Source organism: Stutzerimonas sp. S1, from assembly GCF_025966695.1.
Taxonomy (GTDB): domain Bacteria; phylum Pseudomonadota; class Gammaproteobacteria; order Pseudomonadales; family Pseudomonadaceae; genus Stutzerimonas.
The window spans coordinates 300,038-314,092 of record NZ_JAOEIY010000005.1 but is presented as its reverse complement, the minus strand read 5'-3'; the positions used below and the strand labels follow the sequence as shown (position 1 = coordinate 314,092).

The window sequence follows — 14,055 nt, the reverse complement described above, 5'->3', positions numbered from 1 at the left end:
GGAGATACCCATGAAAAGCATCAAATTCGCCATCGGCCTTTCGCTGGCGCTGCTGTCCGGCGCTGCGCTGGCGCAGTCCGCCGGCGGCCAGGGCGCGGGCGGCGACGGCGAGCAGGTCTTCGGCTCGCAAATCATGACCCAGCAGGAGCGCCTGGAATACCGCAACCGCATGCGCCAAGCCACCACGCAGGAAGAGCGCGAGCAGATTCGTGCCCAGCATCATGAACAGATGCGCACGCGCGCCAAAGAGCGTGGCGTGACGCTGCCAGAAGACCCGCCCGCACGCGGCATGGGCGGCGGCATGGGTAGCGGCGCAGGCGGTGGCATGGGTGGCGGCATGGGCAAGGGCGCCGGTCGCTGAGTCAGCCTACAACCGGGCCGGACTGAACCTCCTGCCCGGCCATCTTCAGCCCGCAGGGGCGGTCCTGCTTCAGGCTATGCACGTTCCTATCTCCCCTCGCGACTATCTCCGCGATGTCGTTTCAGCTAGCTGCCCCACCCGCTCCGCCAACTGAGGAATGCCTTGCCGCTCGCCTCGGGCGGGGTTATTAAGGACGCCTCAGCCGTCCAGGAGCCAGCCATGACCACCTCCGATCGCCCGCGCTTTCGCGTCAGTGCCGACCGCCAGGCGTCCAGTCGCCGGGTCCGCTATGTCGAAACCAGTCGTCCGGATGACGGCAGCTGCACCCTCTGCCAGCTGGATGAAGAGAACCCGTCATCAATCGAAGAGAAACCCGCAATGTCGCATGACACCGAGCAAGAAGAGGAAGCCTTTGCCGAGGCAACCCTGATTCAGGCCATCGAGAACCAGCTTGAGGCCGGCGAACCGGCCGCGACGCAGGCCACGCTGAACAAGCTGACGCTGGTCGGCTACGAGCGTGAGGAAAGCCTGCAGATGATGGCATTGGTGCTGGCCCATGAGATCCGCCGCATGCTCGCCGAGGACCGGCCTTTCGACGGTGCCGCCTACGAAGCCATGTTGCGCAATCTGCCGGAAATGCCCGAATAGACGCAGCGCCGGCAACCGGGCAAGCCTCCAGCCCGCACGCAAAACCCTGGACCTGGATCAAGGCACGGCCTTCGACAGCATCTACACTCAACAAGCAGGGCCAAGTAGCCCACCATTCGAGGAGCGAGCATGTCGTACACCCCTGAGTTGGTCGCCGAACTGGAAGTACTTCGACAGTTCAATCTGGAAAATCTGCAGGAAGGCCTCAAGGTCCATCACGATGCCAGCCCATCCACCATCGCCGCGTTCGAGCGCCTGTACGCCAAGGGGCTGACGACTCAGGCCGACGGTGGCTATCTCACCAGCCTCGGCCGTGATGCGGCCGAACAGGCCCAATCACTGCTGACCATCCTCTGCGAGGCGGCTAGCGCCTGACCTTCCGCGGCGGCATGACCACCAGCCCGGCGCGCGGACAACACCGCGTTCCGGGCCAGTTGGAGGCTGAACGACAGACGGCAATGTGCCAGCCTCAAGCCAGGTGGGCGGCGGCCGATGACCAGAGGTTGATCTCGCCCACGCACTGTTCATGACCCGCAATCAGCCGATCCGTCCGCTTCTCGAAGAAGGCATCGACCGCAAGGTCCTCGCCACGCTGCGCACACGTTTTCTGACCGTCAACGCGGCACGCCTGGATCGCGCCGTGCAGGGCATGTCGACGCGCCAGCAAACGGTAGTCAAGCTATTGCCGTTGCTGTTTCACGTTAATCACCCACTGCTGCCTGGCTACGTCTCGGCGAGCACACCCGCGGGGCTTTCCGGCTTCGAGCCGGATGCCGAGCAACTCGCCGAAGCACAACGTCTGACCCGTTCGTTCAGCTACAAGCCGCTGCGCGGCAACCCGCCGCAACCAATCTTCGGGTTGTACCTGATGGGCAGCCTGGGCACCGTGGCGCAGGAGGAGCACAGCGACCTGGACGTCTGGGTCTGTCATGACCCAGCGCTGACGCCGCAGCAGCTCGATGAACTGCAGCGTAAGTGCGATCTGCTCTGCGCCTGGGCCGCCAGCCAGGGTAGCGAAGCCCATTTCTTCCTGATCGATCCGCAGCGCTTCACCCAAGGCCAGCGCGAGGCGACGCTGACCTCCGACGATTGCGGCACCACCCAGCACTACCTCCTGCTCGACGAGTTCTACCGTACGGCCATCTGGCTCGGCGGCCGCACACCGCTCTGGTGGCTGGTGCCCGCCTACGAGGAGCACCGCTATGACACGTACGTGGCGACGTTGCTGGCCAAGCGCTTCATCCGCGCCGAAGAAGTCCTCGATCTCGGCCACCTGCACCAAATCCCGCCGGGCGAATTCGTCGGTGCCGGGCTGTGGCAGCTGTACAAGGCCATCGAGGCGCCCTACAAGTCGCTGTTCAAGCTGTTGCTGGTCGAGGTCTACGCCAGCCAGCACCCGGACGTCCGCTGTCTGGCGCTGGACTTCAAACAGGCGGTGTATGCCGGTCAGGTGGTCACGCAAGAGCTGGACCCCTATGTCAGCGCCTACTACGCGATTGAGCGCTACCTGCTGGACCGCGATGAGCATGACCGTCTAGAGCTGGCCCGTCGCTGCCTGTACCTGAAGGTCAACCGTCCGCTCAGTCGCCCTCCGCGCAACCGCAACAAGAGCTGGCAGCGCCAGTTGCTCGAGCGCATCACCCACGCCTGGCACTGGGACGAGCGGCAGTTCGCCCAGCTCGACAACCGCAGCCGGTGGAAGGTCGGCCAGGTCAGCCAGGAGCGCCGTGCACTGGTCAACGAGCTGACCTACGGCTATCGCTTTCTCAACGACTTCACCCGGCGGCTACAGGCTGCCAGTCCGATGAACAGCCGTGACCTCGGTGTACTCGGCCGCCGCCTGTACGCGGCCATCGAACGCAAGGCCGGCAAGGTGGAAGTGGTCAACCTGGGCATCTCGCCGGACATGGCCGAGGACAGCCTGACCCTGGTGCAGGGCTACGACGCTGCCGGCGATGTGTGCTGGTCGCTCTACCAGGGCAGCCTGACGCCCCAGCAGTGGCCGAACTTCGCGCCACTCAAGCGCTCCCGCGAGCTGATGGCGCTGCTCGCCTGGTGCCACCGCAACGGCGTGGTCGACGCCGGCACGCATCTGTCGCTGTTCCCCGGCGACAGTGGCCTGAGCGAGCCGGAGCTGTTTGCCCTGTTCGCCGCCCTTCGCCGCGCGTTGCCGATGCCGCTGGCGCAGGTCAGCGAGGAGGCGCTACTGGCAAGCAGCCAGCCAAGCCGGGTATTGCTGCTGATCAACCTTGGCGTCGATCCACTGCGGCTTCCGGACGACGCGGCACACAGTGAACCTCCGAGCCGACACGCAGCGCCGGAAAGCCTCGTGTTCAGCATCGACCAGCTCACGCTGAACAGCTGGAACGAACTGCTGGTGACCCGCTACGAAGGCCCGAAGGCGCTTGCCCAATGCCTGCGCGAACATCTCGCCAGTCTGGCGGACGATTGCCGCGCGCCGGATCTGCAGGTGTTCTGCTTTGCCCGCAACCGCGGCCAGGCCATCATCCGTCGCGTCCAGGAAATCTTCGACGATGCCCGCCAGGCGCTGGCGGCTGCGGATCACAGCCGCTACCTGCTGCAGATCCGCCAGCAATTTCACCTGCTGCAACGGATCGCCGACGACGTGCAGCTGGCCAGTCTCAGCGATCGGCCGGCCCTGCTCGACCATCTGGGCGAGGCGCACCAGCAATTCACGCCGATTCGGCTCGACCGGCAGGCACTCGAGGGCGATGACCTCGCGCTGATCCTGCCGCTCGGGCGCCCGGACTGCCTGCAAGTGGTCTACCGCATCGTCGGCGAGCGTGCCGAACTCAGTGTGCTGGATGAGTGCAATGCGCTGTGGCGCCAACAATTGCCCTATCGCGACGAACAGAGTCTGTTGCTGCCGCTGCTGCGCTTCCTGCAATCGCTGGCTTATCGACGCAACGCCCAGTGGCCGATCGCCGATGGCGAGACGACGAACACGCTGGACATCCACTTCTATCGCATTCTCCGCGCGCCGGATGGCGACATGCGGCTGGAACGTCGCCCCACTCCGCAGGGCGCCGTCAGCGACCCGCTCTACGACGTGCAGGCGATCATCGAACCCGGCGAGCAGGGTCGTTCGCAGGTCACGCTGTACTGCAACCATCAGGAATTCTCCGGCTTGGAGTACGGTGCCGAGCTGTTCGCCACGGTGGCGCGCTACATCCTCTCGCGTCGGCGCAACGGCGAGCGCTACCCCTGCTACATCACCGATCTCGACCTCACCGGCCTGCACGGCAACGGAAACAGCCAGACCGTGCAGCACCTGCGCTACAAGTCTCGACTGGAAGCGACACTCAATCTGGCGCTTCGTAACGGATGAGAATAATTAGCGTTTGATAACAATTTGCCTTCACGCTAGGATCGCCGCGCCAACGGGCCTGCGCCCCAACCAGAGCATCCATCGTGAACGAGCCAGGCAACAGAACCGATCTGTTCGTGACCCATCGCAACGCCCTCGTCGATTACGCAGCGCCGATCACCGGCTGCCGCGCCGAGGCCGAGGAAGTTGTCCAGGAGGCCTGGGTGCGCTTCAGCCAGGCCGAGCGCGCCAACCTTACGCAACCGCTGGCCTATCTGTACCGGATCGTCCGCAACCTGGCGCTGGACCTGGTGCGGCGTGCCGGCAGCACGCCGCACCAGGATGAAGATGTCGACGGCCTGCTCGCCGAACTGCCAGCGAACACACCTTCCCCCGAGCAGCAACTCTGCCAGCAGGACGAGTTGCGTCTGATCGCCGAGGCGCTGGCACGGTTGCCGGAGCGCACCCGTATCGCTTTCGAGATGCATCGTTTCGGCGGCTACACCCTGCAACAGATCGCGGCCCACTTCGGCATCTCCGTCGGCCTGGCCCACCAGTTGGTACGCACCGCGCTCAGCCACTGCGCGGCCTGCCTGGACGACGAGTCATGCTGATGCGCCGTAATCCGCCATCGCCCACGACAATGGAAAACCCGCAGCCCGAACACACAGCGAGCGTCGTGATGAAGGATATTTCGCGCGAGGATCCGTACTGGACTAGCGCCATGCAGTGGCTGCTCTGGCTCCAGGAATCGCCGGAAGACCAAGAGCTGCACGCGGCCTGTCGCGCCTGGCAGCAGACCTCGCCCGCCCATGCCCGAGCCTGGCGGCGGGCCGAACGCGTCTGGCGGCTCACCGGTCAACTGCCGGTCACCAGTCATCGGCGCTGGCCCGGCGCACGTCGTCGCCGGGCCATCCGCTTAGGCAGCGCCCTCGCCGCCTGCCTGGCGCTGCTCATGCTCCTGCTGCCCTGGCACGGGCAGGGTGAGCTGCACAACGGCAAAGGAGGGCCACGACAGCTGGTGCTGGACGATGGCAGCCGGGTCTGGCTAATGGGCGACAGCACGATTCGCCCGCGCTTCGACAGCAGCCATCGACATCTGGAGCTGGTGCGAGGCCAAGCCTTCTTCGAAGTCACCGCCGATGCTGCCCGGCCGTTCACCGTGCATGCCGGCGACAGCCGCATCGAGGTCACCGGCACCGCATTTGCCGTAGCGCTCCAGGGGCCGCAACTGAGCGTTGCCGTCGAACACGGCTCGGTACGCGTCGAGGATCCGCGCCACAGCACTCGGCTTGTTGGGGGGGAGCGCATCCGTCTGGACAATCGCGATGGACGGCGCGTGCGCGACCGCATCATGCCCCGGCGTGTGGCGGCCTGGCGCCGCGGCGAGCTGATTGCCGAGGATCAGCCGATCGGCGAATTGCTGGAGCAGCTGCGGCCGCACTACGCCGGCTGGATCCTGTTGCGCGATGAGTCGCTCGCCAAGCAACAGGTGACCGGCCTCTACGATCTGAGCGATCCGCAACGTGCCCTTGAGGCGCTGCTGCAGCCGCATGGCGGCCGCGTGGAGCGCTGGACACCCTATGTGCTGGTGATCACTCGTTAAAAAATTTGCCGTTGCGCTGAAAATCCGGCGTCGCCATTCGTCTTACTGTCTGCAACCGATAAACATTCTCATTAGCAGACGCAGTAGAGGCTATTCAGTGACAGTCCGCGCCCACGGTTTTCGCCACCCGCACCTTCCCCACCGCTTGCTCGGCGCCGCCGCACTGGCGCTGACACTGGGACAAGCCGTCACCGCAGCAGTCGCCAGCCCGGCCTTGCAGGAGCAGACCCAGCCGTTCGACATCCCGGCGCAGCCGTTGTCCGCCGCACTGATCGCATTCGGCCAGCAGGCCGGCGTGCAGGTCAGCGTGGACAGTCGACTCCTCGCCGACAAGCATTCCGGCGTGGTGCAGGGCTCGCTGAGCCTCGAGCTTGCCCTGCAACGATTGCTCGGCGGCACCGGCCTCGTCTGGCAGCTGAGCCCCAACGGCACGCTGCGTCTGGAACCGGAGCCCAGCCGCGCCGAAGCAGCCGGACGCCCGCTGCAGTTCGATGACGTAGTGGTGCTGGCCGAGCGCCAACGCAGACAAGGCGAAACACTGATCGACCGCCGCACCATCGATGCGCTGCCGGCTGGCAACGGCGATATCACCAGCCTGCTGCGCATCCACCCGAACGTGCAGTTCGATGACGACCAGTTGAGCAGCAAGACGCCGGGGGAGATCGACCCGGCCGATATCAGCATCAACGGCGCGAAGTACTGGCAGAACCTTTTTCTGGTCGACGGCATGACCATGAACAACGACATCGACCCAGGCCAGACTGCCAACGACTACGACGAAGTACCCGGCCGCAGTCAGGGGCTCGCGCTGGACACCGACCTGCTGGAAGAAATCCGCGTACTCGACAGCAACGTGCCCGCCGCCTATGGCGGTTTCAATGGCGGCGTGGTCGAGGCCATTACCCGCAAACCCACCAAGGAGCTACACGGCAAGCTGTCCGCGCAGATCGCGCGCTCCGCATGGACCGAGTATCACATCAATGAGCAAGACCCCGATCTCGAGGAGTTCGAAGCGGCGGTGGGCAACGACAACCAGCCGGAATTCGACAAGCTGATCACTCGTGCCACGCTGGAGGGGCATCTGACCGACAATTTCGGCCTGCTGGCGAACTTTTCGCGCAAGCAGTCGACCATTCCCACCCGCAGCTTCGGATTAACCCATAGCAGCGATGTGGCCAGCGAGGAGCATGATCAGAAACGCCGGATCGACAACTATTTCATCAAGGCGGCCTGGCAGATCAACGATGACTGGAGTCTCGACCTCGGCCTGACTCACGCACCGGAAACATCCAGCAGCTATGGCCCGAACGCCATCGACTCGTATCGTGAGGTCAAGCAGGGCGGCGACAGCATCAGTGCGCGGCTGATATGGAACGCACCACTGGCAAAGCTCGAACAGAACCTTAGCTGGAGCAGCCTAGAGAACTCTCGGGAGTCGGAGTCCGACTACCTGCGTATCTGGCGCCGCTCCACGTCAAAGAACTGGAGCTCCCTTGCGACGGCGTCAGAAGGCGGGTTCGGCGACATCGAACAGCTGCAGGAGAGCTTCGCTTACAAGCTCAAGGCAGACTGGCATGCGTTCAACGCCTTGGGGCTGGAGCACAAGTTCCAGAGCGGTTTCGAGCTCAGCCGCAGCAGCAGCCATTACGAGCGGCTGAGCGACTATTACACCAACGCCCTGAACGGTACGGCTTCGACCAACTGGTGCGCCAGCGACGATCCCTGGTGCGCGCTGGGCAGTACCATGAACGGCTGGCCGGGGCAGTACATCAAGGCCTACACCCTTACCGAAGCCGCCAAGATTGAGTTCGACACCACGAGTTGGGCGGTCTTTCTCCAGGACGAGATCCGTTACCAGCGCCTGACCCTGCGTCCCGGTGTGCGTGTGGACGCTGACGACTTCATGGACAAGACGACGGTCGCCCCGCGCTTCGCTCTTGAATACGACGTATTCGGCGACAACCAAACCCGGTTCAGCGCCGGCGCCAACCGCTACTACGGACGCAACCTCGCGACCTACCGCCTACGCGATGGCGTAGCCGCGCTGCAGGTGAACTACAGCCGGCTCAACCAGAACGCCCCCTGGGTCGAGGGCAAGCGCGCCCCTAACGGCGCCCAGTTCAATCAATTGGATATCCCCTACGACGACGAAATCACCCTTGGGCTCAGCCATATTCAGTGGGACACAGAGTTCGCCGTCAAATACGTCAACCGCAAGGGCCGCGACCAGATTTCCCGGGCCTGGGGCTCGCAGATCGACAAACCCACCGACGATCCCAGCACCCTGGCGTCCAACTATTACACCTACTACAACGGCGGCAAGAGCGACACCGACGTCTACACCTTCAGCATTACCCCACTGCGCAACTTCGCCCTCTGGGGCACCTCAAGCTCCGGGCAGTTGGCACTGGACTGGACCAAGGTCGACAGCTCAGGGCTGTCGGACTACACCTCCAGCATCGGTGCGATCTACGTGATCGACCCCATCATTCAATATGACGGCAGCTTCATCAGGTACTCCGATCGCCCCGCCAACAATTACAACCGACCCTGGACGCTCCGCCTCACGACCGCCACGCATATCCCGCAATGGAACCTCACCTGGAGCAACTTCCTGCGCCTGCGCGACGGCTACCGCAAGATCGGCGCGACCGGGAAGCGCGTGGACTACAACGGCGAACAGGTTCGTGTGTGGGATGAAGTTGCCTATGGTACGGCCTTCACCTGGGACACCCGCTTAGCCTGGGAGCTGCCTACCGCCGATCAGCAGGCGCTATTCGTCAATCTCGACGTCAGCAACCTGCTGAACCGCAGGATCACCAGCAACACCTCGGGTCTCGACAATTCCATCGCAGACGACGACGTGGCGACTTACGAGATCGGCCGGCAGTTCATGGTCGAAGTCGGTTACCGCTTCTGATGGCACGCCTGGTGGAATTGAACGCGCTTGGCCTGGCCCTGCTGCTGGCATCGACCACCCCCGCAGCCTGCACACTGACGCAAGAGCCGGGCGCGAAACCGGATTACGCCTGCCTGCGGGAAACCTACAGCCAGCCGCCGGCACAATGGCCGGCGCCCCACGTGGACGACGATGTCGCCTGGCAGGAACTGGGACCGCTGCCAGAACGCGCGCCTTCGCCCGCCGGGCAGCCCTTCAGCGAAGCCCGCGCCGAGCTCGGCGAACAGCTGTTCTTCGATCCAAAGCTGTCGCGCTCCGGGCAGATCGCCTGTGCCTCCTGTCACGAGCCCGACCTCGCCTTCGCCGACGGCCGCAAGGTCTCGTTCGGCCACGACCGCCAGGCGGGACGGCGCAACTCGCCGAGCGTGGTAATGAGCGGCTTTACCCGGCACCCGTTCTGGGATGGCCGGGCACAGGGTTTGGAAGGACAGGCACTGATGCCGGTGGTCGACCCGCTGGAGATGGCCTTCAGCATCGAGGGGCTGTTGGCGCGTCTGAATGCCGACTCAACCTATCGCGAGCGCTTCGCCGCAGTTTTCGGCGAGCCGGTCATCCGGGCCGATATGCTGCGTCAGGCCCTGGGCGACTATCAGCGCACCCTGGTACGGGTCGCCCGCAACACGCGCTTCGAACGGTTCCTGCGCGGAAGGCACGAGGCGCTCAACGACCAGCAGCTGCACGGCCTGCACCTGTACCGTACCAAGGCGCGCTGCATGAACTGCCATTTCGGCCCGGCCCTGAGCGATGACCAGTTCCACAATGCCGGCATGACCTACTACGGCCGCAAGTACGAGGATCTGGGACGCTACGAGGTGACCGGCAAGACCGAAGATGTCGGCCGTTTCCGCACCCCGTCGCTGCGCCTGGTGAGCAGAACCGGGCCGTGGATTCACAACGGCCTGTTCCCCAATCTCATGGGCGTACTCAATTTCTACAACGTTGGCATGCCCAGGCCGAAACCCACCGCCGAGCAGCAGGACGATCCGCTGTTTCCGCAGACCTCGGCGCGCTTCAAGCCGCTCGACATGAGCCGCGACGAACTGAACGCGCTGCGCAGTTTCCTCGACACGCTCTGACCGGCAAGTGGCGCTCGACTCGTCAGCGCACGCGCGTCGGACTGGCGATCCAGTGGATCAGAACGGATCGCCCGCTGCCTCCGGCTGATACTCGACTTCCAGCAGAGTGAGCTTGAGCACCTTGCCTGACGGCGTTGGCCAATCGATGTGCTGACCGACGGTCATCCCCAGCAGCGCAGTGCCCACGGGCGCCAGCACCGACACGGTGCCTTCCTTGCCGGCGTCGTGCGGATACACCAGGGTCAGGTGATAGTCCTTGCCGCTGCTTTCCTCACGGCAGTGCACGCGCGAATTCATGGTCACAACGCCAGCCGGCATCGCGCTGCGCTCGACGACCTGCGCCCGCGACAATTCCTGCTCCAGCGCCTCGGCAGCCGGGCCGTAGTCGTCCAGGCTGTCGAGCAGCCGTTCGAGCCGCTGCAGATCGAGTTGGGTAAGGATGATCGATGGTGCACTGGTCATGAGGACTGGCTCGCTCCTGTGAAATTAAAAGGCAAAAAAAGCAAAACCCCGCCCGAAGGCGGGGTTCTGTGACCTGCAGCCGACCCTATCACAGCCGATTAAATAAGCAAGAGCGGCGACATTGCCGCCAGCGCTCAGAGGTCCTCGAAGACCAGTGCCTCGCCACCCTGCTCCTGGGTGACGCGGGCCAGCAACTCGCCCAGGCGCTCTTCGCTGCTGTCGCAGATCCACAGCTCGGCTTCGTCATCGTAATCGAAATGGAAGCCGCCAGAACGCGCCGCGACCCACAACTGGCGCAAGGCCGGCTGGCGGCTGAGGATCAGTTGGCTGCCATTGGTAAAGCGCACGGTGAGCACACCTGCGGAGTTTTCCAGATCGACATCTAGGGCGCTGTCGTCGAACACGTCTTCGACGCTTTCCTGCGCGGCATCGACGAGATCGTGGTAGCGGGCTTCGCTCAGGCTCATGCAACGGTTCCTCGGCAGTTGGGAAGCGCGACTCGCGGTCGCGTCGGTGGCCGCGAGCTTAACAGGCCGCCACCGGCCCAGGCGAGCCGGCGGCCTCACGGCACCTCCACGCCACGCGCAGCTCGCGTAGGCAATCCGGCAGGTGCTGGGTATACTCCGGCCATTCGATTTTTCAAGGATTGCACCCCCATGAAGCGTCTGTTGCTTCCCCTCGTCGCGCTCGCCGTCCTCGCTTCCGCGCTCAGCGGTTGCGGCCAGAAAGGTCCGCTGTATCTGCCGGACGACGAGGCTGCCGTCAAAGAACGTTCCAAAGACCGTTTCGAACTCTAAAGGAGGCTGTTCATGGAGGCCTTCTCGTACCGCGACGGTCAACTCTTCGCGGAGGGCGTGGCGCTGCCCGCTCTCGCACAACGCTTCGGCACGCCCACCTACGTGTATTCCCGCGCGCACATCGAAGCGCAGTACCGGGCCTACGCCGATGCGCTGGATGGCATGCCGCATCTGGTCTGCTTCGCCGTCAAAGCCAATTCGAACCTGGGTGTACTGAACGTACTGGCGCGCCTGGGCGCGGGCTTCGACATCGTTTCGCGCGGTGAACTTGAGCGCGTGCTGGCCGCCGGCGGACAGCCGGACCGTATCGTCTTCTCCGGTGTCGGCAAGACCCGCGACGACATGCGCCGCGCGCTGGCAGTCGGCGTGCACTGCTTCAACGTCGAGTCCACCGACGAGCTGGAGCGCTTGCAGCAGGTCGCTGCCGAACTCGGTTTGAAGGCGCCAGTGTCGCTGCGGGTCAATCCGGACGTCGACGCCGGCACCCACCCGTACATTTCCACCGGGCTGAAAGAGAACAAGTTCGGCATCGCCATTGCCGATGCCGAGGCGGTCTATGCCCGCGCCGCCGAGCTGCCGAATCTGGAAGTAGTCGGTGTCGATTGTCATATCGGCTCGCAGCTGACCAGCCTGCCGCCGTTCCTCGACGCGCTGGATCGCCTGCTGGGGCTCATCGACCGCCTGGCCGCGCGCGGCATCCACATCCGCCACCTGGACCTGGGCGGCGGCCTCGGCGTGCGCTACCGCGACGAGGAGCCACCGCTGGCGGGTGATTACATCCAGGCCGTGCGCCAGCGCATCGAAGGCCGCGGCCTGGCGCTGGTGTTCGAGCCGGGCCGCTCGATCGTCGCCAACGCCGGCGTCCTGCTGACCCGCGTGGAATATCTCAAGCACACCGTGCACAAGGACTTCGCCATCGTCGACGCGGCGATGAACGACCTGATCCGCCCGGCGCTGTACCAGGCCTGGATGAACGTCGTTGCGGTGCAGCCGCGCGAAGGCGAAGGCCGTCGCTACGACATCGTCGGACCGATCTGCGAGACAGGAGATTTCCTCGCCAAGGACCGCAGTCTGAATCTGGTCGAGGGCGACCTGCTGGCTGTCTGCTCGGCCGGTGCCTATGGCTTCGTCATGAGCTCCAACTACAACACCCGCGGCCGCGCCGCCGAGGTGCTGGTGGATGGCGACGAGGCTTTCGAAGTGCGCCGCCGCGAGAGCGTGCAGGAACTCTACGCCGGCGAAAGCCTGCTGCCCCGCTGAGGCCGACCCGATGCTTTTGCGTTTTACCAAGATGCACGGGCTGGGCAATGACTTCATGGTCATCGACCTGGTCAGCCAGCACGCGCACATCCAGCCCAAGCACGCCAAGCAGTGGGGCGACCGCCACACCGGCGTGGGCTTCGATCAGCTGCTGATCGTCGAGCCGCCGCAGAACCCGGACGTGGACTTCCGCTATCGCATCTTCAACTCCGATGGCTCGGAAGTGGAGCAATGCGGCAACGGTGCGCGTTGCTTCGCCCGCTTCGTGCTGGACAAGCGCCTGACCGTCAAGCGCACGATCCGTGTCGAGACCAAGGGCGGCATCATCGAACTGAACATCCGCTCCGATGGCCAGGTCCGCGTCAACATGGGCCCGCCACGCCTGTTGCCGGCGGAGATTCCCTTCCAGGCCGACGCCGAGGCGCTGAACTATCCGCTGCAGGTCGACGGACAGCAGGTGACGCTCGCCGCGGTGTCCATGGGCAATCCGCATGCGGTGCTGCGGGTCGACAACACCGCCAGCGCCCCGGTGCACGAGCTGGGCCCGAAGATCGAACACCATCCACGCTTCCCGCAACGGGTCAACGTCGGTTTCCTCCAGGTGGTCGACCGCCAGCATGCGCGACTGCGCGTCTGGGAGCGCGGTGCCGGGGAAACCCAGGCCTGCGGTACCGGCGCCTGCGCCGCCGCGGTTGCGGCCATCCGCCAGGGCTGGATGGACTCGCCGGTGCAGATCGACCTCCCCGGCGGCCGTCTGTCCATTGAATGGGCAGGCCCGGGTCAGCCGGTTATGATGACCGGCCCCGCCGTACGTGTTTTTGAAGGACAGGTTCGCCTATGACCGAGCAGACCCCGGCCACACCGCCGCTGCCCGACGCCGAAGCCGTCGCCGCCTATCTGCGCGCCCATCCGGAATTTTTCGTCGATCACGACGAGCTGCTCAGCGAGTTGCGTCTGCCGCATCAGCCAGGCGCCGCCGTGTCGCTGGTCGAGCGCCAGGTCAAACTGTTGCGTGAGCGCAACATCGAGATGCGCCACCGGCTGTCGCAACTGATGGACGTAGCGCGCGACAACGATCGGCTGTTCGACAAGACCCGCCGTCTGGTGCTCGACCTGCTCGACGCCGGCAGCCTGGAGGAAGTGGTCAGCGCGGTCGAGGACAGCCTGCGCCATGAGTTCCAGGTGCCCTACGTCAGCCTGATCCTGTTCAGCGACGCCGTGCTGCCAGTGGGCCGCTGTGTCAGTCCGGCCGAGGCCCAGCAGGGCATCGGCGGGCTGCTCGCCGGTGGCAAGACCATCTGCGGTGCACTGCGCCCGCATGAGCTGGCCTTCCTGTTCGGCGAGGAAGACAGCGCCGGCGTCGGCTCCGCCGCGGTGGTCGTGCTCGAACAACAGCTGGGTACCCTGGCGATCGGCAGCCCCGACCCGCAACACTACAAGAGCTCGCTGGGCACGCTGTTCCTCGGCTATATCGCCGAGGTGCTCACGCGGGTGCTGCCGCGTTTCGCCGCGCCGCTGCGCTCGGTTCGCTGAACCCCGCCTCCGTCGCGGCAGCGGC

14 protein-coding genes are annotated in these 14,055 nt (G+C 64.8%); 12 read left to right on the top strand and 2 right to left on the bottom strand.

Annotation, left to right across the window (positions count from 1 at the left end; all coding sequences use genetic code 11):
• Positions 1 to 10 precede the first annotated feature (10 nt).
• From N8H22_RS12905 to N8H22_RS12870, 8 genes are all read left to right on the top strand, one after another.
• Positions 11 to 361 (top strand): hypothetical protein, encoded by a 351-nt coding sequence (locus tag N8H22_RS12905; RefSeq protein WP_264590914.1) that lies wholly within the window; start codon positions 11 to 13, stop codon positions 359 to 361.
• Between the two features lie 219 nt (positions 362 to 580).
• Positions 581 to 1,009 carry a hypothetical protein gene (locus N8H22_RS12900; RefSeq protein WP_264590913.1) on the top strand — a complete coding sequence of 143 codons (429 nt, stop codon included), beginning with the start codon at positions 581 to 583 and terminating at the stop codon, positions 1,007 to 1,009.
• Positions 1,010 to 1,138: 129 nt separating this feature from the next.
• On the top strand, positions 1,139 to 1,384 hold the full coding sequence (locus N8H22_RS12895; protein WP_264590912.1) for a TIGR02647 family protein: 246 nt from the start codon (positions 1,139 to 1,141) through the stop codon (positions 1,382 to 1,384).
• 151 nt (positions 1,385 to 1,535) lie between these two features.
• Positions 1,536 to 4,358 (top strand): class I adenylate cyclase, encoded by a 2,823-nt coding sequence (locus N8H22_RS12890; protein WP_264590911.1) that lies wholly within the window; start codon positions 1,536 to 1,538, stop codon positions 4,356 to 4,358.
• 83 nt (positions 4,359 to 4,441) lie between these two features.
• On the top strand, positions 4,442 to 4,951 hold the full coding sequence (locus N8H22_RS12885; RefSeq protein WP_264590910.1) for a sigma-70 family RNA polymerase sigma factor: 510 nt from the start codon (positions 4,442 to 4,444) through the stop codon (positions 4,949 to 4,951).
• Between the two features lie 68 nt (positions 4,952 to 5,019).
• On the top strand, positions 5,020 to 5,943 hold the full coding sequence (locus tag N8H22_RS12880) for a FecR domain-containing protein (RefSeq protein ID WP_264590909.1): 924 nt from the start codon (positions 5,020 to 5,022) through the stop codon (positions 5,941 to 5,943).
• A 97-nt stretch (positions 5,944 to 6,040) separates the two neighbouring features.
• The gene (locus N8H22_RS12875; RefSeq protein WP_264590908.1) at positions 6,041 to 8,863 is read left to right on the top strand and encodes a TonB-dependent receptor plug domain-containing protein; all 2,823 of its coding nucleotides are present in this window, start codon (positions 6,041 to 6,043) and stop codon (positions 8,861 to 8,863) included.
• Positions 8,863 to 9,978 carry a cytochrome c peroxidase gene (locus N8H22_RS12870; protein ID WP_264590907.1) on the top strand — a complete coding sequence of 372 codons (1,116 nt, stop codon included), beginning with the start codon at positions 8,863 to 8,865 and terminating at the stop codon, positions 9,976 to 9,978. The genes N8H22_RS12875 and N8H22_RS12870 overlap by 1 nt, the downstream gene beginning before the upstream one ends.
• A gap of 57 nt (positions 9,979 to 10,035) precedes the next feature.
• Here N8H22_RS12870 and rnk read toward each other — a convergent pair whose 3' ends face one another.
• Positions 10,036 to 10,440 carry a nucleoside diphosphate kinase regulator gene (rnk, locus tag N8H22_RS12865; RefSeq protein ID WP_264590906.1) on the bottom strand — a complete coding sequence of 135 codons (405 nt, stop codon included), beginning with the start codon at positions 10,438 to 10,440 and terminating at the stop codon, positions 10,036 to 10,038.
• 134 nt (positions 10,441 to 10,574) lie between these two features.
• Positions 10,575 to 10,907, bottom strand: a complete 333-nt coding sequence (gene cyaY / locus N8H22_RS12860; RefSeq protein WP_264590905.1) for an iron donor protein CyaY — start codon at positions 10,905 to 10,907, stop codon at positions 10,575 to 10,577.
• Between the two features lie 189 nt (positions 10,908 to 11,096).
• On the opposite strand from cyaY, the gene N8H22_RS12855 reads away from it, so the two are divergent.
• From N8H22_RS12855 to N8H22_RS12840, 4 genes are read left to right on the top strand one after another with little or no spacing between them, the layout of a single operon-like run.
• Positions 11,097 to 11,237: a lipoprotein gene (locus N8H22_RS12855; protein ID WP_264590904.1), complete on the top strand. Its 141-nt coding sequence runs from the start codon at positions 11,097 to 11,099 to the stop codon at positions 11,235 to 11,237.
• A gap of 12 nt (positions 11,238 to 11,249) precedes the next feature.
• Positions 11,250 to 12,497: a diaminopimelate decarboxylase gene (lysA, locus tag N8H22_RS12850; protein WP_264590903.1), complete on the top strand. Its 1,248-nt coding sequence runs from the start codon at positions 11,250 to 11,252 to the stop codon at positions 12,495 to 12,497.
• A 10-nt stretch (positions 12,498 to 12,507) separates the two neighbouring features.
• Positions 12,508 to 13,338 (top strand): diaminopimelate epimerase, encoded by an 831-nt coding sequence (dapF, locus tag N8H22_RS12845; protein WP_264590902.1) that lies wholly within the window; start codon positions 12,508 to 12,510, stop codon positions 13,336 to 13,338.
• A complete protein-coding gene (locus N8H22_RS12840) occupies positions 13,335 to 14,030 on the top strand; it encodes a DUF484 family protein (protein WP_264590901.1) in 696 nt (231 codons plus the stop codon). The genes dapF and N8H22_RS12840 overlap by 4 nt, the downstream gene beginning before the upstream one ends.
• Positions 14,031 to 14,055: the final 25 nt, after the last annotated feature.

Bases quoted from the DNA above. Each gene is read 5' to 3' on its own strand.
- N8H22_RS12905 (WP_264590914.1), top strand. From the start codon at position 11: ATGAAAAGCATCAAATTCGCCATCGGCCTTTCGCTGGCGCTGCTGTCC.
- N8H22_RS12900 (WP_264590913.1), top strand. From the start codon at position 581: ATGACCACCTCCGATCGCCCGCGCTTTCGCGTCAGTGCCGACCGCCAG.
- N8H22_RS12895 (WP_264590912.1), top strand. From the start codon at position 1,139: ATGTCGTACACCCCTGAGTTGGTCGCCGAACTGGAAGTACTTCGACAG.
- N8H22_RS12890 (WP_264590911.1), top strand. From the start codon at position 1,536: ATGACCCGCAATCAGCCGATCCGTCCGCTTCTCGAAGAAGGCATCGAC.
- N8H22_RS12880 (WP_264590909.1), top strand. From the start codon at position 5,020: ATGAAGGATATTTCGCGCGAGGATCCGTACTGGACTAGCGCCATGCAG.
- N8H22_RS12870 (WP_264590907.1), top strand. From the start codon at position 8,863: ATGGCACGCCTGGTGGAATTGAACGCGCTTGGCCTGGCCCTGCTGCTG.
- rnk (WP_264590906.1), bottom strand. From the start codon at position 10,440: ATGACCAGTGCACCATCGATCATCCTTACCCAACTCGATCTGCAGCGG.
- cyaY (WP_264590905.1), bottom strand. From the start codon at position 10,907: ATGAGCCTGAGCGAAGCCCGCTACCACGATCTCGTCGATGCCGCGCAG.
- N8H22_RS12855 (WP_264590904.1), top strand. From the start codon at position 11,097: ATGAAGCGTCTGTTGCTTCCCCTCGTCGCGCTCGCCGTCCTCGCTTCC.
- lysA (WP_264590903.1), top strand. From the start codon at position 11,250: ATGGAGGCCTTCTCGTACCGCGACGGTCAACTCTTCGCGGAGGGCGTG.
- dapF (WP_264590902.1), top strand. From the start codon at position 12,508: ATGCTTTTGCGTTTTACCAAGATGCACGGGCTGGGCAATGACTTCATG.
- N8H22_RS12840 (WP_264590901.1), top strand. From the start codon at position 13,335: ATGACCGAGCAGACCCCGGCCACACCGCCGCTGCCCGACGCCGAAGCC.